Origin of the sequence: Paraburkholderia franconis (genome assembly GCF_009362735.1) — a bacterium.
GTDB classification, from domain to species: domain Bacteria; phylum Pseudomonadota; class Gammaproteobacteria; order Burkholderiales; family Burkholderiaceae; genus Paraburkholderia; species Paraburkholderia franconis.
On sequence record NZ_WHNP01000041.1, the window covers coordinates 43,170 to 67,209 of the forward strand.

18 protein-coding genes and 3 pseudogenes are annotated in these 24,040 nt (G+C 61.3%); 12 read left to right on the forward strand and 9 right to left on the reverse strand.

Annotated elements, in window-relative coordinates; genetic code table 11:
- The first annotated feature begins 23 nt into the window (after positions 1 to 23).
- The 4 genes from GCT13_RS31730 to GCT13_RS31745 all read left to right on the forward strand — a co-directional run bounded on the left by GCT13_RS31730 (position 24) and on the right by GCT13_RS31745 (position 2,360).
- Positions 24 to 983 (forward strand): D-alanyl-D-alanine carboxypeptidase family protein, encoded by a 960-nt coding sequence (locus tag GCT13_RS31730; protein WP_152764908.1) that lies wholly within the window; start codon positions 24 to 26, stop codon positions 981 to 983.
- Positions 984 to 1,268: 285 nt separating this feature from the next.
- Positions 1,269 to 1,475, forward strand: a complete 207-nt coding sequence (locus tag GCT13_RS31735; RefSeq protein WP_152764910.1) for a hypothetical protein — start codon at positions 1,269 to 1,271, stop codon at positions 1,473 to 1,475.
- 194 nt (positions 1,476 to 1,669) lie between these two features.
- Positions 1,670 to 1,993, forward strand: a complete 324-nt coding sequence (locus GCT13_RS31740) for a hypothetical protein (RefSeq protein ID WP_152764912.1) — start codon at positions 1,670 to 1,672, stop codon at positions 1,991 to 1,993.
- 16 nt (positions 1,994 to 2,009) lie between these two features.
- Positions 2,010 to 2,360, forward strand: coding sequence for a hypothetical protein (locus GCT13_RS31745; protein WP_152764914.1), 351 nt, complete (start codon positions 2,010 to 2,012; stop codon positions 2,358 to 2,360).
- Here the strand turns inward: GCT13_RS31745 and GCT13_RS31750 are convergent.
- The 3 genes from GCT13_RS31750 to GCT13_RS31760 form a co-directional block, all read right to left on the reverse strand.
- A complete protein-coding gene (locus GCT13_RS31750; protein WP_152764916.1) occupies positions 2,336 to 3,103 on the reverse strand; it encodes a 4'-phosphopantetheinyl transferase family protein in 768 nt (255 codons plus the stop codon). The two genes, GCT13_RS31745 and GCT13_RS31750, sit on opposite strands and share 25 nt — an antisense overlap.
- A gap of 80 nt (positions 3,104 to 3,183) precedes the next feature.
- Complete coding sequence (locus tag GCT13_RS31755) at positions 3,184 to 6,273, reverse strand: acetoacetate--CoA ligase (protein ID WP_152764918.1); 3,090 nt, start codon at positions 6,271 to 6,273, stop codon at positions 3,184 to 3,186.
- Between the two features lie 315 nt (positions 6,274 to 6,588).
- Entirely contained in the window at positions 6,589 to 7,332 is a 744-nt protein-coding gene (locus GCT13_RS31760) for a hypothetical protein (RefSeq protein WP_152764920.1), read from the reverse strand.
- A gap of 32 nt (positions 7,333 to 7,364) precedes the next feature.
- On the opposite strand from GCT13_RS31760, the pseudogene GCT13_RS31765 reads away from it, so the two are divergent.
- The 6 genes and pseudogenes from GCT13_RS31765 to GCT13_RS31790 all read left to right on the forward strand — a co-directional run.
- Positions 7,365 to 7,670 (forward strand): annotated as a pseudogene (locus tag GCT13_RS31765) (tyrosine-type recombinase/integrase); the annotation flags it as partial.
- A gap of 719 nt (positions 7,671 to 8,389) precedes the next feature.
- Positions 8,390 to 9,574 (forward strand): non-hydrolyzing UDP-N-acetylglucosamine 2-epimerase, encoded by a 1,185-nt coding sequence (wecB, locus tag GCT13_RS31770; RefSeq protein WP_321574746.1) that lies wholly within the window; start codon positions 8,390 to 8,392, stop codon positions 9,572 to 9,574.
- Positions 9,575 to 9,626: 52 nt separating this feature from the next.
- On the forward strand, positions 9,627 to 11,849 hold the full coding sequence (locus GCT13_RS31775; RefSeq protein ID WP_227747106.1) for a cellulose synthase: 2,223 nt from the start codon (positions 9,627 to 9,629) through the stop codon (positions 11,847 to 11,849).
- A complete protein-coding gene (locus tag GCT13_RS31780) occupies positions 11,846 to 14,065 on the forward strand; it encodes a glycosyl transferase family protein (RefSeq protein WP_321574747.1) in 2,220 nt (739 codons plus the stop codon). The genes GCT13_RS31775 and GCT13_RS31780 overlap by 4 nt, the downstream gene beginning before the upstream one ends.
- Before the next feature lie 320 nt (positions 14,066 to 14,385).
- Positions 14,386 to 16,608: an NfrA family protein gene (locus tag GCT13_RS50955; RefSeq protein WP_193727801.1), complete on the forward strand. Its 2,223-nt coding sequence runs from the start codon at positions 14,386 to 14,388 to the stop codon at positions 16,606 to 16,608.
- Positions 16,609 to 16,635: 27 nt separating this feature from the next.
- Entirely contained in the window at positions 16,636 to 17,550 is a 915-nt protein-coding gene (locus GCT13_RS31790) for an alpha-amylase family protein (protein ID WP_407670888.1), read from the forward strand.
- Between the two features lie 572 nt (positions 17,551 to 18,122).
- Here the strand turns inward: GCT13_RS31790 and GCT13_RS31800 are convergent.
- From GCT13_RS31800 to GCT13_RS51345, 6 genes and pseudogenes are all read right to left on the reverse strand, one after another.
- Positions 18,123 to 18,764 carry an HD domain-containing protein gene (locus GCT13_RS31800; protein ID WP_152764926.1) on the reverse strand — a complete coding sequence of 214 codons (642 nt, stop codon included), beginning with the start codon at positions 18,762 to 18,764 and terminating at the stop codon, positions 18,123 to 18,125.
- A gap of 63 nt (positions 18,765 to 18,827) precedes the next feature.
- Positions 18,828 to 19,289 (reverse strand): MarR family winged helix-turn-helix transcriptional regulator, encoded by a 462-nt coding sequence (locus GCT13_RS31805; RefSeq protein ID WP_152764928.1) that lies wholly within the window; start codon positions 19,287 to 19,289, stop codon positions 18,828 to 18,830.
- A gap of 163 nt (positions 19,290 to 19,452) precedes the next feature.
- Positions 19,453 to 20,166 carry an SDR family oxidoreductase gene (locus tag GCT13_RS31810; protein ID WP_152764930.1) on the reverse strand — a complete coding sequence of 238 codons (714 nt, stop codon included), beginning with the start codon at positions 20,164 to 20,166 and terminating at the stop codon, positions 19,453 to 19,455.
- 72 nt (positions 20,167 to 20,238) lie between these two features.
- A complete protein-coding gene (locus GCT13_RS31815; RefSeq protein ID WP_152764932.1) occupies positions 20,239 to 20,613 on the reverse strand; it encodes a hypothetical protein in 375 nt (124 codons plus the stop codon).
- 31 nt (positions 20,614 to 20,644) lie between these two features.
- Positions 20,645 to 21,526: an NmrA family NAD(P)-binding protein gene (locus GCT13_RS31820; RefSeq protein WP_152764934.1), complete on the reverse strand. Its 882-nt coding sequence runs from the start codon at positions 21,524 to 21,526 to the stop codon at positions 20,645 to 20,647.
- A 1,107-nt stretch (positions 21,527 to 22,633) separates the two neighbouring features.
- Positions 22,634 to 22,841 (reverse strand): annotated as a pseudogene (locus GCT13_RS51345) (transposase); the annotation flags it as partial.
- 551 nt (positions 22,842 to 23,392) lie between these two features.
- On the opposite strand from GCT13_RS51345, the gene GCT13_RS31830 reads away from it, so the two are divergent.
- Positions 23,393 to 23,773: a BlaI/MecI/CopY family transcriptional regulator gene (locus tag GCT13_RS31830; RefSeq protein ID WP_152764936.1), complete on the forward strand. Its 381-nt coding sequence runs from the start codon at positions 23,393 to 23,395 to the stop codon at positions 23,771 to 23,773.
- Positions 23,774 to 23,857: 84 nt separating this feature from the next.
- A pseudogene (locus GCT13_RS31835) lies at positions 23,858 to 24,040 on the forward strand (IS256 family transposase); the annotation flags it as partial.

Here is a 24,040-nt window from a genome sequence, read left to right on the forward strand (position 1 = left end):
CGCAGTTCCGAAGTGAGAATGACATGAAGAAATTGATCTGCGCACTGCTGCTTGCGGCCACTTCTCTATGCGCGCGTGCTGACGTCCCGTCGCTCTACTCCCCTAGCGTGATCGTGTACGATGTCGCGCGTGGTGAAGTCTTGCTGGAAAAGAATGCCGACGAACTCCGGCCCATCGCGTCGCTGACCAAACTGATGACGGCGATGGTCGTCCTCGACAAGGCACAGAAGATGGGAGATATCCTGACCATTGACGAGGCGGACATCGACCGGCTCAAGCATTCGGGTTCCCGAATACCCGTCGGTACGTCGCTCGAACGCGAGGCGATGCTTCGCCTTGCATTGATGTCGTCGGAAAACCGTGCGGCGTCCGCCCTGTCACGCTCGTTCCCTGGCGGCCAATCGGTGTTCATCCAGCAGATGAATCTGAAGGCGCGATCGCTGAACATGTCCGACACGCATTTCGAGGATCCGACGGGACTCTCGCCGGACAATGTCTCGACGGCTCGCGATGTCATCAAGCTGGCAATCGAAGCATCGCACTATCCGATGATCAGTTCGTTTACCACGCTGACAGCGTACGAACAGACAATTGGCAGCCGGACCCGCTTCTATCGCAACACGGATCCCGTCGTCCGCTGGACGGATTGGGACGTTCAGTTCGCAAAAACGGGATACACGCGCGAGGCGGGTCGCTGCATCGTGGTCGACGTCGCAATGCCAAGAGGCCCGGTGATCATTGCGCTGCTTGGCGCGCATACATCTCGTGCCCGCTCCGCTGATCTAGCCACGATCCGCAACTGGATGAACGGCGATGAAACGCCCGTAGCCTTACCTCGGCTGTATTACGTCTCGACGCATTCGCATCATCGCCACCCCGTCGTCGCCAGCCAACCGCACCGCGTGAAGGCGCGATTCCCGTCGACCGGTTCGTCACATCGCCACGCGTCGCGCCGCATGATCGCCAGTCGAGCTGGTGCTTAAGCGCGCCCGATCTGACAACACACGCATCGCGATCGACACCAGAACGCGATAGCCCGCGCGCCGCAGGGCCGCAACCCGCTCGCCTAAGAAGCTCCAGGTAGCCGCAAGAACACTGTATGGATGTGGTACGTCCGAATACGGTGGTGGGTTGACTGCGCTGCTGAGGGCCGATACCTGCCCTGTCGGACTGTGCGGTGATCAGCGCGACCGAGTGCATCCAGACGCTTGCTGCTGTTGCTCGACTGTATCAAGATTGACCCGTCTTCTCCGAAACGGGCGACTCCTATGACAGACGCTCCCGAACGCGATCCTGCTTCCGATCCCGACAAGCTGAAGGGCCCCGGCGGCATGACGTTGCGGCAGATTCACGAACAGGTGCAGAAGTCCGTCCAGCGCGACCGCGAAGCGCAGGCTGCGCACAGCTCACCCGTGCCGCAAGGCCGGTGGCAGCGATGGGTGCGCTATGTATGGGGCCGCAGTGGCCGGCGCTAGCCGCAGATTGATTTGATCAGCGAGGACGGGTGCCACCTGGCTACCTAAGAACTGAGCCGTAACAGGCACTCAGCGCCGTATCGCTCCGGCCAATCCGTTTGCGACTCGTAGGTCAGCAATCTTGTAAACGACGAGTGGTCGTCTTGTACTGGACTACGGATGCTTCTTGATAGTGTCGGATAGGAGCGGACGCTGTGAGTTTACTTCCTCGAATCCAGATTGCCGTGACCTGCTGCCCGGTTGCCGCCGGATGCGTGTCGCAGCCAATCGGGCCTGCGGTGGCCGTGAAGCCGGGGCACGACAAGCCGTTCACCGTCTTTCTGCAGGACGATGCGCAGTGCAAACAGTATGCGAGGGAACAACTGGCGCGCGGGGTGGACACGCGCGCTGCGAGCGACGCGCACGTGCCGCGTGCACAACTGAACGTGCAGCAAAGATACGATCTCGCGTACCTGGAATGCATGCGGGCCAAAGGAAACGAGGTAACGGAGCGTGCGGGAATCAACTACGCGACCTGAGCTGCGAAATCTCACTGTGGACGATCTGAAAGAACCCGGTACCAGTTCGGTCGGTCGTCGCGGAAAACTGCTTGATGTGTTGGCTGAACCGAAGTCGCCAACCCTCCAATGGGCGCGATCACGGCGTGGCTTGCGGGCCAGCAGGAGACAACAGATCTTCGGGGCACCCCATCGATCCAGGTCGACCCAGAACCAGATCGCCGCCGAGCTTCATTCGAAGGCCACAGGCCACGGGATGGTCGAGCAATGGCTCGGAGAATTGAACGTCGTCGCAACATCGTGTTGCGGTTGCCTGATTTCGTCGTTCGCATCAACGCGCATTCGGCTGAACCTGTTGCAGGCTCAGATCGGCGACGCGCAACGATAAAACGTGACTCGTGCATTTTCGAGCGACACGGCGATGGCGCCCTGCATTCCAGGTCCCAGGTTCAGGTCGAGACACGTCCAGCCGGAAAGGGCGTTGCCGTTACACGAAGCACGCCACCCGCCGTTGCAAAGCGATGGATGCTCTTCTGTCGTATAAGCGTCCGGCTCCCCGGAAAGACCGGTGCCGAGTGCCTTCAACAGTGCTTCCTTGCGGGTCCAGATACGGAAGAAAGTCGACGCGGAATCGGCTCGCGCTGCGCCGAGCGCCGCTTCCTCGACAGAAGAAAGTATCCCGCGTCCAATACCTTCGACGTAAATGCCGTCGACCTGACGCTCCACGTCGACGCCGACGCGGCAGTCCCATGCGAACGCGAACAGGGCGATCCCGCCTGTATGGGAAACATTAAACGCGAGCCGCGCACCATGCGGCCACTGCAATACAGGCCTGCCGAATCCGGTCACACCAAAGCGCAGCGATTCGGGCCGACAGGCCAGGTAGCGGGCCATCAACGAGCGGAGCATGCCGCGCCGGGCTATGTACGCATCGCGACGCGTCTGCTTCCGGTAGTCACGCGCGCGCTGTCGTTCATCCGGCGAGAGCGTGTGAGCAAGCGCCGAGCACGCGTGTCCAACAAGATCCTCATTCAGCATCCATATGTGGGCGGCATTGTCCGGCAGGACCAGTTCGCCGGGGTCGGACAATGCAAGAGACGCATCCCGTGCCGCAACACTATCGCGCTGCATGGCCGCTTGTCCCCGTCGACGCATGGTAGCCCCGCCTGAATGCATGTGTTCGCCGCGTCACGTGCAACACGTCCGCCGCATCAAGCATTCGCCAATCCCCGGTCCAACAACGCCGCGACGACTCGCAAGTTCGGCTCGACGAGAATCTCGCCATGGGTGCCGGACACCTCCGCAATCACGAGGCCCCCGCGAGCGACGCGCCGCCACAGCGGCAAAGGATCGCCGCGCTCTTTCTGGGGAACCGTCGCGCGCACATACACAATCGGTCCGGCGTGGTACGGCTGCGGCCGATAGGTCTCCATCGCGTGCCCCATCGTTTCGCGCACGCGCCGCAACGCAGGAGGCAACGACGCAGTGAAGGCGTCCGGCTGGCGCACCGTCCGCCCGCGGCGCATTCGCAAGCGATCGGCTCCAGCGGCGAGCCCCTCCGCCAGATAGCCCGTGAGCCGCGACGCCGGTACGGCAAGCAGCTTGCGCCATCGCGCGCGCACACGGCTGTAGCGGTATTGCATCCTGGCGCGCCACGGCAGCCAACGCTCATGCACGTAGGTATCCAGCAGGCACAGCAATTCGATCTGTTCGCCTGCTCGCCGCAACTGTTGCGCGATCTCGAACGCGACCAGCCCGCCGAACGAATAGCCTGCCACCGAGTACGGTCCATTCGGCTGCACCGCACGCATCTGTTCGATATAGTGACCCGCGATTTCTTCGACGCGCCGGTGTGTCGGTTGCTCGCCGTCGAGACCGCGTGCCTGAAGTCCATAGACCGGGCGCGAAGTGCTCAACGCGCCGACCAGCGACCAGCATTCCATCACCGAGCCGCTCAAGCCGTGCACGAGGAATAGCGGTTTTCCCGTGCCGGCGCGCACGGGTACGAGAATCGGTGAAGAGGGTGACGGCGCACCTTCTTCGATCACGGCCGCGAGTCGGGATATGGTCGATGCGCAGAGCAGGGTCGCAAGCGGAATCGTGCGGCCCGTCGATTGGCGCACGTCGGCGAGCAGCCTCGCGGCGAGCAGCGAATGGCCGCCCAGATCGAAGAAGTTGTCCTCGCGGCCAATGGGCGCGAAGTCGAACAGCTTTTCCCACAGTGCCTGCAAATACTGCTCGAGTTCTTCGCGAGACGTGCCTGCCGGCGCAAACGCACGGGCCGCGGGCTTCAGCGCCGGATGGTCGCGGATCGCGTCGAGGCATTCCGGGTTCCGTAACGCCGCCACGTTGCCGACGGGCAAGCCGTTGACGGCATTGCGCGCGGCCGCTTCGGACGGCTTGCCGTTATGCGTGACGGGCAATGCAGCAACGGCGATGACCCGGTCCGGAACGTGCGCGGGAGACGCGCGGCGCGCGAGGTCGCGGCGTATCCTGGCGATCAGCGCGCCGTTCAGCACGACGCCTTCCTGCAGCACCAGCAGCAGTACGATGCGCTGGTCGAGCGGTTGCGCGTGCACCTGATCGGCCGGCGCGCTGCTTTGGCGATGCTCGACCACCATCGCCTCGCGGATCTCCCGAATATCGTTCAGCACACGATAGATCTCGCCAGGGCCGACGTTGATGCCGCGCACGTTCAATACGCCATCGGAACGGCCATGCAGCCGGGCGGTGCCTTCGGGCGAAAACTCGATGCGATCGCCGTGCGTCCATACACCCGGGTTACGGGCGAAATACGCAGCATGAAATCGCGTGCCGTCCGCATCGCCGAAAAAGCCGAGCGGACGTGATGGAAACGGGTTGATGCACACGAGTTCGCCGATTCCCGTAGTGCGCTCTCCCTGGTCCCACGCCTGAACGTCGAGCGCAAGGCTCTTGCACTGGGCTTCGCCTGCGTAGACGGGCAGGTTTGGGTTGCCGAGCACAAAGCAGCCGAGGATGTCGGTGCCACCCGAGATCGACTGCAAAGGCAGGGGCTTCACGTGGTCGCGCGCCCACTCGAACTGCGTGTCGTACAGCACTGCCCCCGTGGACATCATGACTCGCAGTGCGCCGAGATCGAATTGCCGCGAGGGCGCGAGACCCGCGTCCTCGCACATCTTCAGGTAAGCCGGACTGGTGCCGAACACAGTGACCCGCTCGTTGGCGACGAGACGCCACAGCGTATCGACGGACGAGATCGGGCCGTCATAGGTGACGATCTCGACGCCGGACGCGAGCGCCGACAACTGCCAGTTCCACATCATCCATGCGCAGGTGGTGTGGAAGTACATTCGATCGCCCGGCCGCAGGTCGCTGTGCAGCCGATGCTCTTTAAGATGTTCGATCAGCGTGCCGCCCGCGCCGTGCACAATGCACTTCGGCTTGCCGGTGGTGCCCGACGAGAACATGATGAAAAGCGGGTGATTGAACGGGAAGCGCCGCCACTCGAAGCGAGCAGCATCGCCGCTCGCAATCAGTTCGCCCAGCGCATAGACCCGCTGTGTGACGGTGCCCGGCAAGGTTGCGTCATCGAGGCGGACGAGGCCCACCAGCGATGGCAACGCAGCGGCCAAGTCGGCGACGTTGGCCGCGATCGGCGTGCCCGTGTCGAATGGGCGTGTCGCAGTGTGCGCGAACAGCAGGCGCGGCGCGAGCGGGGCGAAGCGAGCGAGTATCGACTCGACGCCCATTTCGGGGGCAGCCGTCGACAGCGTGGCACCGAGCGCGGTAACGGCGAGCGCGGTAACAACGGCATCAGCATCGTTGCGCATGACGGCGGCCACACGGTCGCCATCGCGCAGTCCCCATTCCGCAAGCGCCTGCGCGAGACGCGCAACACGCTCGCGCAGCTCACCGCGGGTCAGCCGTATCCGCCCGCCATCCGCGTGGCACGCGGTCAACGCGGGCGCGTCGGGGGCCGCCACAGACAGGCCAAGCACGTTGTCCGAGTAGTTGAGTTGAAGCTCGGGAAAGAAGCGCGCGCGCTCGCACTCATCGCCGATACAGACGGGTTCGATGCTGCCCGACCACTCGAACCCTTGCGACCACTGGACGAAGCATCGCCAGAAGGTTCGATACTCGCGTACCGAGAAATCGTGCAGTTCTTCGTAAGTATCGAAGACCTGGCCGGTATGCGCCTGCAGGGCCGCCGTGAAGGCCGTCATTTGTGACGGTGCCGCGCGCCCGAACCCGTCGCCATAAATCGGCGCGCGTCCGATGCCCGGACGCTGCGATGCGTCGAACCGGCGAAGACGATCCATCGAAAGCTCCACGTGGGTTGGCGAACACGTTCAGTCCCACAACGCGTAGGCAATTCTTCTATCGAATCCGCCTGGCGCTGCCAAGGCATCGCTACCTGACTTGCGGAAATTTACTGAAGCGCATGAACATTGTTTTATAAAGATTCAGAGTAGCGGCTCGCCAGCTTCTTTCTCTGTTCGAAATCGAACGAACGGTTCCCCGACTGAGATCGTTTTGCAACCGCCGCTGCCGTAATCACTCGAACCTCGAGCTTGTTGCGCTTGCTTGTTGCGCTCGCGTGCGCAGGCCTCTTCTGTTGCCGGCGTTCCTCGTGCTTATTCCACCGCCTGTGTATCGGCGATCGCGGCAGCTTGACGGAAGGCAGCGTCAGTGGCCCGTAACCCGTTCCCAACCGTGCCGCACAGCGGCCTTGAATCGTTCCTAGCCACTTTCTGGATAGCGCGACTCCCAATGCTCGCGGGCACTCGGTTCAACCCGTTGCCAGTCATGCCCGCGATATCGCTCGTCCTGTCCAGGCGCGGCGCCATGTGTGTAGGCACGCCGATATTCATCATATGGCGCACCCATGTTTGCGTAGTGAGCGCGTCATAGTCCTTGCGAAATTCGTCGTCGTAGGGGTCGTCGTCCAGCGGAGTGCCCATGACAGGATCGCCCACCAGACCCGTCCCCGACGTCTGTTCCCCTCTCGCCGCGCTCATGCTGTCATCGGGCGGGAACGCTGAACGGGATTTGAGATCTGCGTCCACACCTGCCGATGTGTGCGCGAGTCCGACGTCGGGCACACCCGATAACTGCTGCTGTTGCTCCATCGACGGACTCGATTCGCGCCTCTCCGTGCGCGTCGTTACCTGCTGCATCCCGCCGACCATGTTCGGCCCAGGCGACGGGAAGGCGGGGCGCTGCGCTTCGGCCCCTGCGGAGGCGGTATCAAGGCTGGCGGATTCGAATTCCGGCGGCAGTGCCGAAGGCGGCGATGTGTCGTGCGCAATGGCGGGCTCTCCCGTTTTATCCATCGATGGTTCGCCGCTTTCTAAGAGAACGGGCTCCCTCTCCGTCATTGCGTCGCGAACAACTCAACGTGACAGCGCCATCGCAACGGCCACTGACGCGGGCCGCGCATTCGCAAGCGATCGTCAAGGAGGTGTTCGCCGGCGCCGCCGACCGGCTGCGCGCACGCGGCGCGGAATTCGAAGCACGGGCCGCGCTGCTCGAGCAGGCGTCAGCGCACTAGCTGCGGCACAGCGCAGGGTCGCACATGGCCGACCGGCAGGTCGACCTGCGGCTCGTGCGAGACAACCTCGGGCATGCGTCACTCAGCACGACGAGCCTCTATCTGCACGCCGACGATGATCGCCGGCATCACGAGACGGACGAAAAGCACCGCATCGACTGGTGACGCCAGTCACGGCCTTCGGCCGGAATCTGGCCGCACGGTCCCGCCGACGAAACAACCGCCCGTTACGCAAACGGCAGTGCGTGTGCCAGAATCCTGCTGCCGCGTCCTCACGCCCGGATAGAACCGGAGGGTTCGCTACAGCATGTCCAGATTTTCTCTGGATTAACGGCCGCTATGCGAAAATCTTTATTAGCGCAAACACTACCTTTTTAGACAGCCACTTTCTGCCGATTAATAGACACATAGCCTATAAAACGATCAGTGCTGTCGCAGCAGAAGCGCTGGCAAAAGGACTATTCACGAGATCGTGACCATTTTGTGTCGTCAGGTGCACTGAAGACCCCTAACCGGCTTTTGACTTGCCTCTTCAGGGATGATGTTGTGCATTAGCGACACAGCAGGAGAGACGCAAATAAGTTGACCGCGTCATTCGCAAACGTTTTTATGGTTCATATTATCGCGACGGTTCCCGACTACTCGGCCGGTTTTTCAGATACGTCGTGACATTGCGTAAATAAAACTCGTGTTTCGAAATTCGGCGGTTTTCCAAGCCGGTAGAATCCGACGAAAAAGGCTGGATAGGAACTAATCCGGAATGCGCTCTCATGATTTCCGCATCCGGGTTTGACGTGCACTCTTAAAAACACTACAAGGCGACGACGGCAAACAACACGATTGTGATTGTCTTCGCGCCTTATGCAGTCGGGGATTGCGGCAAAGTGGCACTTAAAATTCTGTCTGTATTCGGGACACGTCCCGAAGCAATCAAGATGGCTCCGCTAGTCAACAGTCTGAAGGCTAGCCCGGACGTGGAATCGGTCGTGTGCGTGACTGGCCAGCATCGGCAGATGTTGGCCCAGGTGCTCCAGTTGTTCAATATCGAACCGCAGCACGATCTCGATCTGATGACGGCCAACCAGAGCCTGAACGGCCTGATGGCAAAACTCGTGAGCGCGCTGGATCACGTGCTCGATGTCGAAAAGCCAGATCGCGTCCTCGTACACGGCGACACCACGACTGCGGCCGCCACCGCGTTGGCCGCCTTTCACCGGCAGATTCCTGTTGGGCATATCGAAGCGGGACTGCGCACCGGCAATCTTCATCAGCCATGGCCCGAAGAAATGAACCGGCGAGTAATCGATGTGGTCAGCGATCTGATGTTCGCGCCGACCGCCAGTTCGAAAGCGAACCTCGTCAAAGAGTCGCTACAAGGTCGCACTATCGTGACGGGTAACACCGTTATCGATGCGCTGCTTCAGACGACGCATCGTATCGATTCCGACGCGTCGTTGCGCTCGGCACTCGACAGTCAGTTCCCGTTCCTGATCGACGATAAGCCGCTGCTGCTGGTTACCGGCCATCGTCGTGAAAGTTTCGGGTCCGGCTTTGCCAACATCTGTTCAGCGCTGGGCGACCTCGCGCACGCAGGCATGGTCCGGATCGTCTATCCCGTCCACCTCAATCCGAATGTGAGCGGTCCAGTGCACGAGACGCTCGGGCACACCTCCAACATTCACCTCATACCGCCGCTGGACTATCTGAGCTTCGTTCGGCTCATGCAACGGTCGTCGATCATCCTGACGGATTCGGGCGGCGTCCAGGAGGAAGCGCCCGCGCTCGGCAAGCCGGTACTGGTAATGCGGGATGTCACGGAGCGGCCTGAGGCCGTTGCAGCAGGCACGGTCCGCCTTGTTGGCACCGAGCGCGAATCGATTGTCAGCAGCGTGGGCACGTTGGCCGGTGACGTAGCGGCACGCAAAGAGTTTGCGCACAGGATCAATCCATATGGAGACGGGAAAGCTTCGGATCGAATCGTCGCAGCGCTCACTGGAAAGCCGTTCGTTGAATTCCAGGCCGACACGTGCGATCCCCGCGTCGCATCCGAATCCGCCCTCGTCTGCTAATCCGCGCTCGTACCCAGTCGCCTCAAGATCACGATCGACACACACTGGCACCATGACCATCAACGCATGTCAGCACAAGCCGACGCTCTTTTTGCGTCGCCCGACACTGGCGGCTTCCGCCGCTTTTGCTCTCGTTCTGTCTCTAACGCCCATTGTGAGCGCCGCTGGGCAATCTCAACTCGCAGTTGCCTTTGCGCAGCTCGACAAGAGCCGGCTTGCCACGCGCAGCGTGTCGCTCGCCGATCTCGGTCTGCGTGAAGAGATCGTGCTTCAGGCACCGGAATCCGCCCGTGAGCTGTACTTGCCCGTACCCGCAAACGTGCCGCTGGTGGACGCCACGCTCGAACTGAATGGCGGCTATCTGCGCAGCAACGGCGGCAGAACGACAATGCTGCTGTCGCTGGACGGCTCGCCCGTCGTCTCGCGTACTTTCACGCAATCGCAAGGCGACGCCGCAGTCAACGTCGGGGTCGATGGGGCACCGCGCGCTTCTGGCTTCGTGCGGGTCGGCGCCAACTGGCAGTCAGTCCTCAGCAACGACGTTTGCACTGATCAATCGGCGCTCGGCAATGTGTGGCGCATCGATCCGACTTCACGCCTGACATACCGGTTCGATCCGCAGAACGTGCAGGACTTGCGCACGGCCTGGAATGCGATGCCGCAACGTCCCGTTGTGGCAATCGCGGCCCGCAAGATCGATCAGCAGGCGTTCGATACGGCGAGGCGGGCCATCCAGCTTCTGCAGCGCGACGGCCGCCAACCGGTTGTTCGCGCCTGGCCTTTTGCGGGCACGACAGTCGATCTGGCCTCACTTGATGTCCCCTCGCCGCTCCGCGAGGTTCCGGCATTTGCTGCGCTCGCCGCGGGCGGAAAGCACCGAATAGCAGATTCAGCCGAAGCAGGCGCCTTGATCGCGCTTGCGCCTGCCGCCGTTTTCGCTCCCGATGTGATCGTGACCGACGATGCAACACTGAGCGGACTCGACGCCTCGATGAATGCCCTTCGTGCACAGATTGCGGCAGTCTCCACCGAGGCGGCGAACGCATTTGACGAGTGGCGCGCGCGCAATATCGGTCCAATCGAGAGACCGCTCGTTGCGGGCGAAGTGCGGCTTGCGCATCTTGCGGGTCAACCCGTCATTGTGGTCCGAAACGCCGAAGCGCTCGTGTCGCTCACGCGGAGCTGGCGCGGCATAAACGTGACAAGCCGCGTTGTCGTTCACGAACTCGAGAGCACGGCGGCTGCCGGTGCAGACCGTATAGCGCTCTCGCTTGTCGGCGGCGAACCCCGAAGCTTCGATATCGTAGATCGCGGAACCTGGGAAGCGAACTTCGATCTCGGCGCCGTTGCCATTGCGGGCAAGATTCCGGACGAGGTCGTTCTCGACGTTTCAGCGGCGCCGTCCGATACGGGAACGGGTGCCTCACTGGCGATTTATTTCAACGACATATTGATCGGCTCCGACATGCTGGGCAGCGATGGGAAGCCCCAGCGCGTCAGCGCGCACATCCCGCGATATGCGCTTGCGCCGACCAATCAGATACGCGCCGTCTTCCAGCGCCAGCCCGACGGGAAATGCAAGGGGCGTGACCACGGTCGACCCGTCGCTGTTCTGCCAGGCAGTCATCTAACGCTGGTGAAGGCGAACCTTGACGATGATTTCACCGGTATGGTGGCCCGTTTTGCATCCCAGGCAGAAGTGCTGGTGCCAGCGAAATATCTCGCCGACGCCGTCGACACATTGCCGCGCGTGGCCCGCGTGGCCGAGACCGTTGGTATCGAGCCGTCCAGGTCCAGCCTGACTATCGTCGGGGACGCTGATCCCGCAAGGCCGGGCGGTCCGTTCCTGGCCATGGACGTCACGTTAGATCGGGAGCATGCGCATGTCGCTGTTTCGCATGATCGACTCTTGCTCACGAGTGCAACGGGGAAAACGCTGGCCGACGTATCGGGGCTTACGGACATCGCCGCAATCGAGGCCGTCAAGTCGGCAAACGTGCCGGGCATTGCGTACCGCACGCTGAGCGGCAATTCACCATTGCTTCCCGTTTCGGTCAGGCTCAGTCGCGGCGATGTTGCCCTTGTCGGCGACAGCGGCGTGCTGCGCCGCTTCGATACGCAGCACCCCGGCAACGTGCTTCCGACCGACGACGGCTCGAACTGGCTGGCGCAGCACTGGTACCGGTGGGGCGTCCCATTGGTGATCGTGTCCGGCTTTCTGATCCTGCTGCTGGTTGCGCAACTCGTTCGACGTAAGCATCGGGAAAAATCGTGACGCTCGCCGCCTTCAAATGGTATCTGGGCTACTTTGTGGCCCAGTATTATCGGGGCCTCGAATATGTCGCCGCGGTTGTCGCGGTCCTTATTCTGATATCGAGTCTCGATGATCTCTTCGTCGATCTCTGGTATTGGGTCCGCGCGACGTGGCGCCGGGTAACGATAGAGAGAACATATACCCCGCTGACTGTCGATCAGCTCTACACACGCGACGAACAGCCGATCGCGATCATGGTGCCTGCGTGGCTGGAATACGACGTGATCGCGGCGATGATCGAGGATATGGTGCGGGTGCTCGACTACCGTAATTACATGGTATTCGTCGGCACCTATCAGAACGATCCCCAGACGATCAGTGAAGTCGAGCGCATGCGGCGCCGCTATAAGCAGTTGCGGCGTGTCGAGGTACCGCATGACGGTCCGACATGCAAGGCCGACTGTCTGAACTGGGTCATTCAGGCCATCTTCAGGCATGAACGCGAAGCTGGGGTGGAATTCGCCGGCGTCGTCCTTCACGACAGCGAGGACGTACTGCACCCCGTCGAGCTGCGCTTTTTCAACTATCTGCTGCCCCGCAAGGACATGATTCAGCTGCCCGTCGCTTCGCTCGAACGCGACTGGTTCGAGCTTGTGGCCGGCACATACATGGACGAGTTCGCCGAATGGCACGCGAAGGATCTTGTCGTGCGCGAAAGCCTTTCCGGCTCCGTGCCGTCGGCGGGCGTGGGCACATGTTTTTCGCGGCGCGCGCTGCTCACGCTGGCCGCGCAGACGGACAACCAGCCGTTCAATACAGAGAGCCTTACCGAGGACTACGACGTTGGAGCTCGACTGGCCAAGCTGGACATGCAATCGATCTTCGCGCGCTTCTCCGTACAGTTCGCGACCCGTCGAAAGTCCTGGTTCGGCTTCGGCAAGGAACGGGACATCACACTGACGATGCCGCTGTGCGTGCGTGAATTCTTCCCCGATACGTTTCGCACCGCGTACAGGCAAAGGGCGCGATGGTGCCTGGGTATCGGCCTGCAAGGCTGGCAGCACACAGGATGGACGGGTTCGCTCGCAAACCGGTACCTGCTCTTCCGCGACAGGAAGGGCATCGTCACGGCACTGGTCGGCATGGTCGCTTATGCCCTGGTACTGCAGTTCCTGCTGTTCGCAGGAGCAAGCGCACTGGACCTGATGCCGGAATTGATCGCGTCGCCGTTCGCTGACGCCCGCTGGTTCGATGGCGTCCTGATGGCGAACGGTGTCGCGATGGTACTGCGCGTGTTCCAGCGCATCTACTTTGTCACCCGGCTGTACGGTTGGGAGCACGGGGTGCTGTCGGTTCCGCGGATGGTGGTCGGCAACTTCGTGAACTTCATGGCCGTCTCGCGCGCCTGGAAGCTGTTCATTGTCCATCTCGTCACGGGCAAGCGCCTCGCATGGGACAAGACGATGCACGACTTTCCATCTGCCGATGGCCTGGCCAACCGGCGTCAACGGCTTGGCGAACTGCTCGTGTCATGGCAGGCAATCGATGCTCGCCGGCTTGAGCTCGCGCTCGAGGAAACCCACGCGCGTGAAGCGCCACTTGGTCGGGTCCTGATGGCCAAGGGGTGGCTGGATGAAGAGACGCTCGCTGAAGCAATAGCATTCCAGGCGGATCTGCCGCGCGGCATGCTCGATCGCGATGTATTGAGACAGAACGCCGCCGGATTGCCGATCGATGCGATCGTGCGGCATCGCATCCTCCCGCACGGGTTCGAAAGCGATCAGCAGATGATCCTGCTCACTGCAAGTCCTCTCCCTGAGGAAACGCTCGCACAACTCACCTCGACCTACGGGGTCGCGCTAACACAGCAGATCGTCAGCGAAGGAGAAATCGTCGCAGGGTTACGCTTCCTGCGGGGTATTGATGATGCGATATCAAGCGGCTCGCATTCCACTGGTGGCCACGATGAGCAGTCTCTGACGAGCGATGAGCAACCGGATGCAAACCATGCAAGCGTGACGATCTCGCGAAGCGTGCCGCTCATCGGCGACCTTCTTATCGAACAAGGCCATGTGCAGCGTGAGGCGTTCGAGCGCGCCATGCAGGACTATCGTCCGGACCGTCATGGCCTGATTGGCGACTATATGGTGGCGCGAAACGTCATTTCCAGCGACGCGCTCGCATCCGCAATCAAAGAACAGCGCCGTTTGCGCGGCGAACCAACGGCAGCGGCATGATTCCCTTTCTGATCAATGAGCAGCGCGCGCTGGCCTGTGCGCTTGGACTGGCATGCGCCACAATGTACGCATCTGTCGCCACAGCTGTTGAGACCTCGCGTGCACCGCGTCCGCAGACGGCATTCGGGACGTCCACACCCGCCCCGCTTGCAGCAACGGTCGCAACGCAGCGCAACACCAGCTCGACAGAAACAACGAATGAGCTGCCACTTTCCGGTGCAGCGTATCGCGTTGCGCAAAGGGCTTATGCCGAATACGACGCCCGGGATTACTCACGCTCGGCAGACTCGGCGGCAGAAGCGATTCGCCAGCGCCCGGACGTGCTCTCGCTACGTTTGCTGCGCGCCAACGCGCTGGCAGCAGACCATCGCTACACAGACGCGTTGCGCACGGTCAGCGAAGCGATGAAAGACTTCGGACCCGAACCTGCCCTCGTCTCGCTACGAGAAAGCATCCAGCGGATCATGCCGGCACCGCGCAAGCCGCACACAACTGCCGTTGCCAGCGTGCAGCCGGCCGATCTTGCCGGTCCGGCTCTCGTTGCCGCACAACGTGCGTATGATGCAAGCGCGAAGGGCGACTATGCGATTGCCGCGCAGAGCGCGCACGAGGCCGTGACATTGCGCCCGACGATCATGCGCCTTCGGCTGCTGGAGATCGATGCGCTTCTGGGCTCTGGCAACATCGAGGCTGCATGGCAGGCGCAAGCGGACGCAGCCAGACTGCTGGGCGACACGGACGAGCTTCGCAAGCGACGCGCGTATATTGGCGATGAACTCGCAAAACAGTCTGCGACAAAGGCATTGGACGCGCGCCGCCGCGGCGATGTCGCTGAGGCAACGGTATTCGCACGTCAGGCGTCGACGTACGCACCTGAACGTGCCTCCTATCGCCTTCAGCTGATGGAAAGCCTGCTGGCACAAAACGATCTTGCGGGTCTATCCGGCGTGGCAGGCGATGCGATCGCGTCCGACGCCGGGAAGACAACGCCATATGTGCTGCGCGGCTATGCGCGCATGGCGCAAGGTGACGCGACGGGCGCGGATGCCGACTTCGCGTCTGCGCTACAGCAGCCCGACACCTCGGAACGTCAGCAGCGCCTTGCGCGTCTGATCGTCGCGGATGTCTGGCTCGCGCAAGCAAAGCCGCAGCGCACGCTCGACGTGCTCGCATCACTGGACATGAAGGGTGATGACACTGACGCGCTCATCACCTGGCGACGCAGGCAAGCGCAGATGGCGTTGGCCACTGCAACTCCGGAACATTCGACAACGCCTAAGCCGATTCTCGACTGCACGATCGACAGCTTCGGCGCATGGTGTGAAATCGAACCGTCGGATCCGGCATATGCAGTCTCTCGCGCGGCATCGAAAGCTCTGGCTACAGGTGACCGGTCGGCCGCACTCGATCTGAGCCGGGAAGCGGTTCAACTCGCTCCCGACAATCCCCAGCATCGACTCGAGCTCATTACCGCGCTCGACAATCACGGCGATCGTGCCGGAGCAAACGCCGAAGCGATCAGCCTGGTGAATGCAGGCATGCTGGACGCCATGCCCGATATGCCCGCCGCCTACATTGCGCAGCGGGCGCGAAAACCGGGGCTCGCATATAACCACTTTGCGGCGGCAGACCTTGAGGGAAAGTTGCCGCCATCGGCCGCCGCGGACGCCGCATATAGCGCACAGCAGGTGCATCACAACCATGATTCGGCACGTTACTTCGAGCGCGCCATCGACTATGCCGACGCCGACGAGGGAACCGCGACGACGCCGCAAGCACTTCATGACATGCGCGCCGCACACGCGGACGTCACCCGCAATTGGGGTGCCGATTTCGCCATCGGCTACCGGGGCGCGGGCATGCAATCCAGTTTTGCCGCGGCACCTATACCGCGGACGTCGAATAACTGGCAAGCAGGTGGTGAAATCTACTGGCGTCCATTCGGTAGCCTCGGAGACAGAAAGTTCGAAGTCTATGCGAGAGGGAGTGACAGTTTCGGCGTGCAAGGCCAAGGCAATCCGAGCGGCGTATCCACACTGACCTCGGCGGTCGGCGCCAGGGCGAAGCCGCTTGCGCAGGTCAATGCAATCGGCGCGTTCGAGCGTGTCTTCGCAATTGGCTCTCATGCGCAGTCGGACTGGCTCGCGCGGCTGGCTTACTCAGGCGGCTTCGGAACGGAACGGCGGATTGACGCGCCGTCGTGGTGGACGACGGATATCTATACGGAGTTTGGGCGCTACGTGAACCACGAGACCACCTATGCAACCGGTAGCGTCCGCTTCGGACGCAGTTGGCGAGTCGATCCCGTCAGCCCGCGACTGACTACCTTTGCATATGGCGTAGCGGGTATCGACTACGATACATCTGTCGATCACAGTTGGCCCGTGGGAGCCGGTGTCGGCGTCTCCGCAAGGTACTGGATGCGCGATAGCCAATATGACGCGCCAAGGTCGTTCGTCGACCTTTCCCTCCAGTACAGGTTCAAGGTCTCCGGAGACGATCGGGCGCGTGGCGTGTTCTTCATTGCAGTCTACTCGTACTGATTCTCGGAAACGCTCAGCGGCACACGTATGGACTCGATTGCGACAAGTCCCCGGAAGCCAATTTCCTTGTCAAAGGTGTCCCTTCTGACGGCACTCGGAATCTGGCTGGGAAGCCTGCTTACGGGCTGCGCGTCCGCTCCGGTGTCCGCGACCCTGGCGCAGGGCATCATCTGGCAGGTCGATGCGGATCACGTCCGGCCCACGGGCGACTGGGACAAGCTGGGCGTGTCGAATCTGCTCGTACAGTGGACGGCTGTCGATAACACGGCGTACGTTTCCGATGCGGGGTTGCCGACGGCAAAACGCTTGCCAGATTGGGAAGCCTTGTCGCGTGCGCCATGGGCGAACCGGGTCATCGTTGGGCTTGCGGGCAACTTTGATGAAAAGCACGCGCGGGAACATGTCTCGCAACTCGGAGAACAGTCACGCCAGCTCGCCGCTTCGCATCCGCCTGTCAGGATTGACGGCTGGTACTTTCCTGTAGAAGTGGACCCGACATGGAAAGATGCACCCACTATTGTTCGGTGGCTGAATGCGTTGCCGCGCCCCCTATGGATCAGCGTTTACGACAACACCAACATTGGCGGTAAAGCGTTGGCAGAATGGCTTGACGGTTGGTTACCCCACGACGTCGGCATTTTCTGGCAAGACGGGTGTGGCCTCTACGCGCGCGATGCGGCGGCCGCCCGCGAATACGCAGATGCGCTTTCTGCTAGGCTTGGCAAAGGCCGCGTCCGCATCATTGCCGAGGCATTTCGGCCCCGGCAAGGAGGCGGCTTTCGCCCGGCAACCGCGCAGGAACTCCTGCCGCAATTGAACGCGTATCGAGGCTATTCGATTTACCTGTTCGATGGCCCGCATTACGTATCTTCCGACCTGGTCAAGACACTTCTTGGGTCAAGCGAGAAAGGAAGCACTGCTCACTCGGCGGAAGCGAAATAGCATGTTGATACTGTGAGGTTGATCCGGTTCAGCGGGTTCAGCGGACGGACGTAGATCAAAATAGGTTCGTCACGGTGACCTGCGCATCGCTGAGGCGGGCGGCAACACGATGGGCCAGTTCTTCGTGCGCCGCGACGCCGACGGCACGATGCGCTGGTGGCTGACCGTCCACGGCAAGGGCGACAAGGAAAGGCTGGTCCCTGCGAAGCGTGAATTGATGACGGAGCTCGCCCGCTACCGACAGTCGCTGGGGATGACCGCGCTCCCCTCCCCGCATGAGGCGACGCCGCTCGTGCTGCCCATAGGTAGCACGGCAGGATCAACGTCAGGCAGTACGGCGGAATCGCCCCGGAGGAAAACCGGGCCACCAGACCGGCCCCTCTCGCGCGTGTCGCGCTGCACACGATCGACAAGCGCGTGTTTACGGGCGCCGCCGGCCGGCTGCGCGAGCGCGGCGCGGAATTCGAGGCTCGCGCCGCGCTGCTCGAGCAAGCCTCGGCGCACTGGCTGCGGCACAGCGCAGGATCGCACATGGCCGACCGGCCATGGTGGAGTTGTGCGTCGCGAAACATTCAGCTTTCGAAGCTTGCCCCAAGGAGGAGGTCGCACACGTTGGGAATCTCGAGACCCGGCACCAGACGGCGGCCAATGTCGGCCAGACCGGTTCCGATGGCGGTGTGCGGCTTCTGCCTGGCGACCTCGGCTAGTGCCTCCGTGAACGCTTTCTTGAAGCCGAGCCGCGGATAGAGCGCGAGCGTATCGTCGATCAGTTGGGGAGAAATCTCGTCCATCCTGAGCCCCATGACGTCGACATGAGCGCCGAAGTGGACGAGCGCGACTTCCGGCTCCCTGCGATCGGCAATATCAGCGGCCGAGTGAAGGGCAATGGCGTCCCAGACGATGTCGATTTTCGTCTCCGGATAGTCGTGGGCATGCAGAAACCTGCTCGCAGCGTCGGCGCCATCGACTTCGAAGCGCTTATCCGCAGCGTGATCCTCCGACAGACCCAGGTCGTGAAGCAGCGATGCGAGATAAACCAGTTCGCGATCGTACTTCATTTGCCGCTTCTTGCCGATGAACTCCGCGAACCACCATGTCCTGTGGACATGATTAAGGAGCGGCCTCGAATGAGCCTGCCCGGCGAGGGCCGCCGCTTTGCGGGCGAGCCCGGAATCCGGTGCGATCATGCCTCCGATAGTGACAGGGAGTTTCATAGTCCTTCCTCAAATGATTACTGGTTTTACGAATCATGTTGTTGTCGCAATGCATCTGGAGGCTTAGTCTTCTGACGAACGCATCGACACGTCGCCGACGACCACCCCTCTCAACCCCTCCCGCAACGCGGTAACATTGTCTACACCGTTCAGTTGCTCGAACTTCCGTTGCGCTTCCTGCCAGAGAGGGGCCGCCCTTTTGTGCAGGCGCCGTCCGTCCTCGGTGAGCTCGATAAGGCGGCTTCGGCCGTCCGTGGGCGACGGCTTGATCGTGACGAAGCCGTCGCGTTCCAGGAAGCCAACCATTTTCCCCATCGCCGTTCGTTCGATATCGAGCCGTTCGGCGAGGGCGTTGACCGGGGTACTTCCCACCTCGTCCAGGGCGGCCAGGGTGAGGAATTGCGTGATGCGCAGGCCCGCGGGCTCAAGATGGCTATCGTAGAGTCGGGAGATCTGCCTGCTCGCTTTCCTCACGGCGAAGCAGTTGCATTGATCGATTCCAAGCGGTTGGTTGACCGGCAACATCTGTTTCACTCCTGATTTCGGTTAATTGCGCGAACGCTACGCGCGCGTCGCGCGAAGGTACGGCGGTATCTTTCGATGAAAGCCGGGAGCGACAGCGCCGGCGTACGGCGATCTGCGCACCTCATGTCTCGCTGCCGAAACCGACCCGTGTCATCTACGGTGTTCAAAGCCCTGCAGGCGGTGTGATGTAGCCGGGTATCTCGGCCGCAAGCGTGCTCTTCAGCACCGCTGTCCCCTTGTCGGCCATAACCTCGCTCTTGCCGAAGGCGAGAGCGTCGTAGGTCTGTCGCACGACGTCCTCCGGACTGGCTTTAGGCACGTCAATGCCGTTGGTCAGGTCGGTATCCACGAACCCGACGTGCAGGCCGAGAACCTGGATGCCACGCTCGTGCAGGTGAAAGCGAAGCTGGTTTGTGTAACTCCAGGCTGCGGCCTTCGACGCGGCATACGGTGTCAGATAGGGCCGCGGAAGCCACACGATGTCGGACAGCACGTTGATGATGGCGGCATGCGGCTGGGCCGCCAATATCTGCTCGAAGGCCTGTGTGACGCGCATTACGCCGTAGTAGTTGGTATCGAACATGCGGGTGGATTGCGCTTCCACGTCGGCCGCCAGAGGCCCGTCGATCAGAGCGGCAATGCCCGCGTTGTTGATCAGCAGATTCGTATCCGCCGCCAGTTTCGCGGCCTCGGCGATCGACGCCGTATCCGTGACATCGATCCTGACCGGCACAACACCCGGCTCGTCGAAACCGCTCGTGTTGCGCATGCCCGCATATACTTTCGCCGCCCCGCGACGACGTGCCTCTCGTGCAAAAGCCAGGCCCAGGCCGCGATTGGCACCGGTGATGAAGACGGTGGCGTTCTTGATATCCATGACAAGCTCCTCTTTTAAAAGCCGCATGCCGGGGGAGAGTCAACTCCCGCCACTAGCCTGCGGGTGCTCGGTTCAAAGAAAAACGTTATCCGGCAACTGTTTCGAAAGCGCCTCCCGCAGATGGGTGGCGAGAGTCAGTACAGCGCCAAGCGGGCTCATCCGCACGCTGACTCGCGGCACCGATCCGTCGGAGTTGCGATCGACGACAACGACCGCGCTCAACTTCTCGCCGCTCGTCAGAACAGCCTCGTATTCAAGAAAAAGTCGCGAGCCGACGGTTTGAAGAAACGTGGGCGTCTGTGAGGCATAGAAGGTTCCGACGGCGTCGACGGCGAGCCGGATTTCGTCGCGCCCGATTACGGGACCGCGCAACACTGAGCTGACCAGCTCCGCGTCAGCCGTCAGATCATCGAGAAACGGGTGATGCTCATCCTGGGTGAGTGACATTTTCAAACCTCGATTCGCTTTAAGGACATGTTCACACGAATGCGGACCGATTCTTGGCGACGAACTGCTGGACAGAAAGCGGCGGCTTCCCAGTGATCTTCTCGACGGCATCGTTGGTGCCTGAGAAGATGCCGTCGCGGTAGTTCTGCGCGACTTCGACCAGATGCTGCGTGAGGAACGGCGGAAACTTGTAAAGGGTTTCCATCTTGATTCGGAATTCCTCGATGGAAGTCGGCGCGTATTCGATCCGGGCGCCGAGAACCTCGCTCATCGCGGCTGCGATCTCGACATGGTTCATCTCGACGGGGCCGTGGAGCGTGTAGGTCTTGCCCTCGTGGCCTTTGGGGTTGGCGAGGACATGGGCGATGACGCGTCCTTGATCATCGGTGGCGATGGGCGCGTGACGGCCGTTGCCAAAGGGAAATTCAATCTTCCTCGTGGCCCAGATCTCCTTTGCAAAATGCGGATAGACGAGCCAATCGGCGAAGAAGGTGGGGCGCAAATGCGTAGTCGCGACATCTGACCAATCAAAGACCTGCTCGGAAACCCAGTGATCCTGTGCTGCGTGGCTCGTCGACTCCCGGCGTGCGGAAATCTGCGACATGTTGACGATCGCCGTGACGCCCGCTTCTTTTGCTGCCTGCGCGAAATAGGCCGCGGCCGCGATGATTCCCGGCGCGATTGGATGAAGGAAATAGGCCGATCGGATTCCTTCCATCGCTGCCCGAATGCGGTTGATGTCGGTGAAGTCCCCGACCGCGATATCGACACCGCGCTGCCTCAGGGCGGCCGCTCGATCGTCATCTGTGCGCACATATGCCCGCACGCGTTTGTCCATCTTAAGAAGTTCGTCAATAGCAATGCCTCCGGTCCGTCCCGTTGCACCGCTCACAAGAATCTCAGCCTCGTTCATCGCTTCGCTCCATTTGAAAGTGAGAGCATATGCTCTCTTGAGACAAGAATAGGAGCATGTGCTCGTATTGTCAAGTTTTTCTGGTTCGCGTGCATCCCGAGGAACACCACGCTCGATTCGGCTGGCGGCATTGCCAGCGACGCACCGACAGGCTACCGCGTAGGTGCCCCGCAATGCGAAGCGACTGAAGGTGTCGATATCGTCCCTGCTTACCTGGATGGCGAGATGTTCCGTATCTGCGTACCTTCAGAAAAGATGGGGCCGTTCGGTTCGACGAAGTGATTCCCTGTGGCGTGGCGAGGGCGCTGGAGATCAGCAAGGGCCTCGAGATTCCGATCTATCAGCAGATTCGTACCAAATCCAAACCGCAAATTGTCGTTCGCGCAGGTCAGCGTTAATGATCTAAAGGCCGATGATGCGACTGATCAGCTAGATGTGTGAGGGGTCGCTGCTGTCTCTAGAGCCGACATTTGAGTGTCCATCCGCGGGCGCGAGCGAACGACTGAAAATGGCCTATTTTGTTTGCAAGGACTTCCTCCGAGAGTCAAGCTCGGGGTTCGGTTTTCGGCGCCTGAAGATGCTTAGCGTCGGCAATCCGTGCGGTGACGCCGGTGGACTCATATATCTCTCCTGTTGACGACTTCTGCTCTTACACGTCGAAGCAATATCAGCAACAGACTGCGTCTTTGCAAACGGCCTTGTTGCCCGAAGCGTATCAGGCGGGCCACGATATGAGCCGCACAGGAGAACCCTATTTGAAAACCGGCGAACAGCGCGCAGCGAGGTGCGGCGTGCGGTTAAGACTCGCCAACAAAATAGCCGGGTTCTTCTCCCGTTCGGTCCGACCTCGTCTTGCTATCGCGTCGAGCAGTAGTTGAAGCAGGTCAATCGGTCATACAGCAGCGGGCGGTAACAGTGGATGCAGCGGGTGGCGCTGCCATGCATCGGCATCGTAACGCACCCCCTGGCGAGCATCGCCCACGGCATGCGCGCGTGCTTGTTGGCGATGGCAATCAGTGTCTTGTGATAGCCCTTGCGTTCATGGAGTTGCCTGATCCATCGTTGCAGGCGGCTCGCGCGCGTGGGGGTCCGCACGCAGCGCCGACTGCAATGTACTTCGGGCACCCTGAACGAGCAGCGTGCGCAGATAGACATTGCCTCTCAGGCTGATGTGTCCAAGCCGCGTCTTCCCGCCGGAGCTATGCTGGCGGGGAGTCAGGCCAAGCCAGGCACCGAACTGCCGGCCATTGCGGAAGACCTTGGCGTCGGGAACGGTCGCAGCCAGTGCGCTGGAGGTCACCGGACCGATGCCAAGCAGTTCGCCGGCATGTTTTGCGACGTCACTGCTTCTGGCGTGAGTCGCGATCTGCTGGTCACAGCGGGCAAGCCTCAGGTTCAGCGCCGCCAGTTGTTCACTCACCTCCAGCAGCATGGCTCGCACCTGGTCAGGTAGTCTGGGGTCTTCGATCAACTGGCACTCGATGCCGTGCGACCTCAACGTCGTCTCGGGATGGGGAAGTCCCTCACATTTGAAAAACTCACGTGTCCCGGCGGCGGAACCGGCTCGCGCGAAATCGACCTCTCAGATTGCTCTATAAAACGCTCGTGAGCATCGGTTAGGGGTAAGAGAACCCCTGCAAACCTAGCTGAACTGTTCGTTGGCGAGTTTTTCAACACAATAGACCGACTGCCGCCCGATGCGGTCGACCGAGCCCGACCCGAAGCCGTCGGTCGTGGAGGTTATTCGTATGTCCCAAGAGGAACCACGAACAGACGTCTGCAATGGAGGCACGAACACGTTGATGTAGACAATTTGTTCTAGACAAATTATTCTACATTACATCGATTTTCTGCCAAGGTTTCGTGATGAGCAAAGCCGCTCCACTGACCCGGCCGACCGCGGCCGAACTCAACCTCCTGCGGGTGCTATGGCCGATCGCCCCCGCCACCGTCAAGCAGGTTCATCAGGCCATGCAAGTGGAACGTGCGGACGTGACCTATGCCACGGTATTGCGTCAGATGCAGATCATGCATTCGAAGGGGCTGCTCACGCGCGACGAGAGCGAGCGTTCGCATGTCTATGCGCCCACACAAAGTCAGAACTTGCTGCAAAGCAGCCTGTTGAAAGAGCTGATTCACAAAGCGTTTTCGGGTTCGGGCAAGGCACTCGTAATGGCCGCTTTGCGCAAGTACGTAACGCAGGAGGAACGCGAGGAAGGCAATGTCCCGGGCGTAGTTGAAGGTTGAAGGCGGCGGTTCCCCGTTGGAAATCCGAGAGAATCGGGTTTCGACGACCAACTTCCCGGACAGGGGACCAAGGAGAACCGCCAAATGAAGCGTACCAAGAAGAAGCCCCAAAGCGCCAGCGCGCCGTTGCACGTGGTGCCCAAGCAGGACCCGGACGGGCTGCGCGCCTGTTTTGCCGAGAACAGTCAGCTCCTGTTGCCCATGCTCGATCTGATTCAGAACACCCGCGCCAGCATCGACGAGTTAATGCACGAAGCCGGCCGTAGC

Coding starts and splice junctions, on each gene's coding strand:
- GCT13_RS31730 (WP_152764908.1), top strand. CDS start 24: ATGAAGAAATTGATCTGCGCACTGCTGCTTGCGGCCACTTCTCTATGC.
- GCT13_RS31735 (WP_152764910.1), top strand. CDS start 1,269: ATGACAGACGCTCCCGAACGCGATCCTGCTTCCGATCCCGACAAGCTG.
- GCT13_RS31750 (WP_152764916.1), bottom strand. CDS start 3,103: ATGCAGCGCGATAGTGTTGCGGCACGGGATGCGTCTCTTGCATTGTCC.
- GCT13_RS31755 (WP_152764918.1), bottom strand. CDS start 6,273: ATGGATCGTCTTCGCCGGTTCGACGCATCGCAGCGTCCGGGCATCGGA.
- GCT13_RS31760 (WP_152764920.1), bottom strand. CDS start 7,332: ATGACGGAGAGGGAGCCCGTTCTCTTAGAAAGCGGCGAACCATCGATG.
- GCT13_RS31775 (WP_227747106.1), top strand. CDS start 9,627: ATGACCATCAACGCATGTCAGCACAAGCCGACGCTCTTTTTGCGTCGC.
- GCT13_RS31790 (WP_407670888.1), top strand. CDS start 16,636: ATGGACTCGATTGCGACAAGTCCCCGGAAGCCAATTTCCTTGTCAAAG.
- GCT13_RS31800 (WP_152764926.1), bottom strand. CDS start 18,764: ATGAAACTCCCTGTCACTATCGGAGGCATGATCGCACCGGATTCCGGG.
- GCT13_RS31805 (WP_152764928.1), bottom strand. CDS start 19,289: ATGTTGCCGGTCAACCAACCGCTTGGAATCGATCAATGCAACTGCTTC.
- GCT13_RS31810 (WP_152764930.1), bottom strand. CDS start 20,166: ATGGATATCAAGAACGCCACCGTCTTCATCACCGGTGCCAATCGCGGC.
- GCT13_RS31815 (WP_152764932.1), bottom strand. CDS start 20,613: ATGTCACTCACCCAGGATGAGCATCACCCGTTTCTCGATGATCTGACG.
- GCT13_RS31820 (WP_152764934.1), bottom strand. CDS start 21,526: ATGAACGAGGCTGAGATTCTTGTGAGCGGTGCAACGGGACGGACCGGA.
- GCT13_RS31830 (WP_152764936.1), top strand. CDS start 23,393: ATGAGCAAAGCCGCTCCACTGACCCGGCCGACCGCGGCCGAACTCAAC.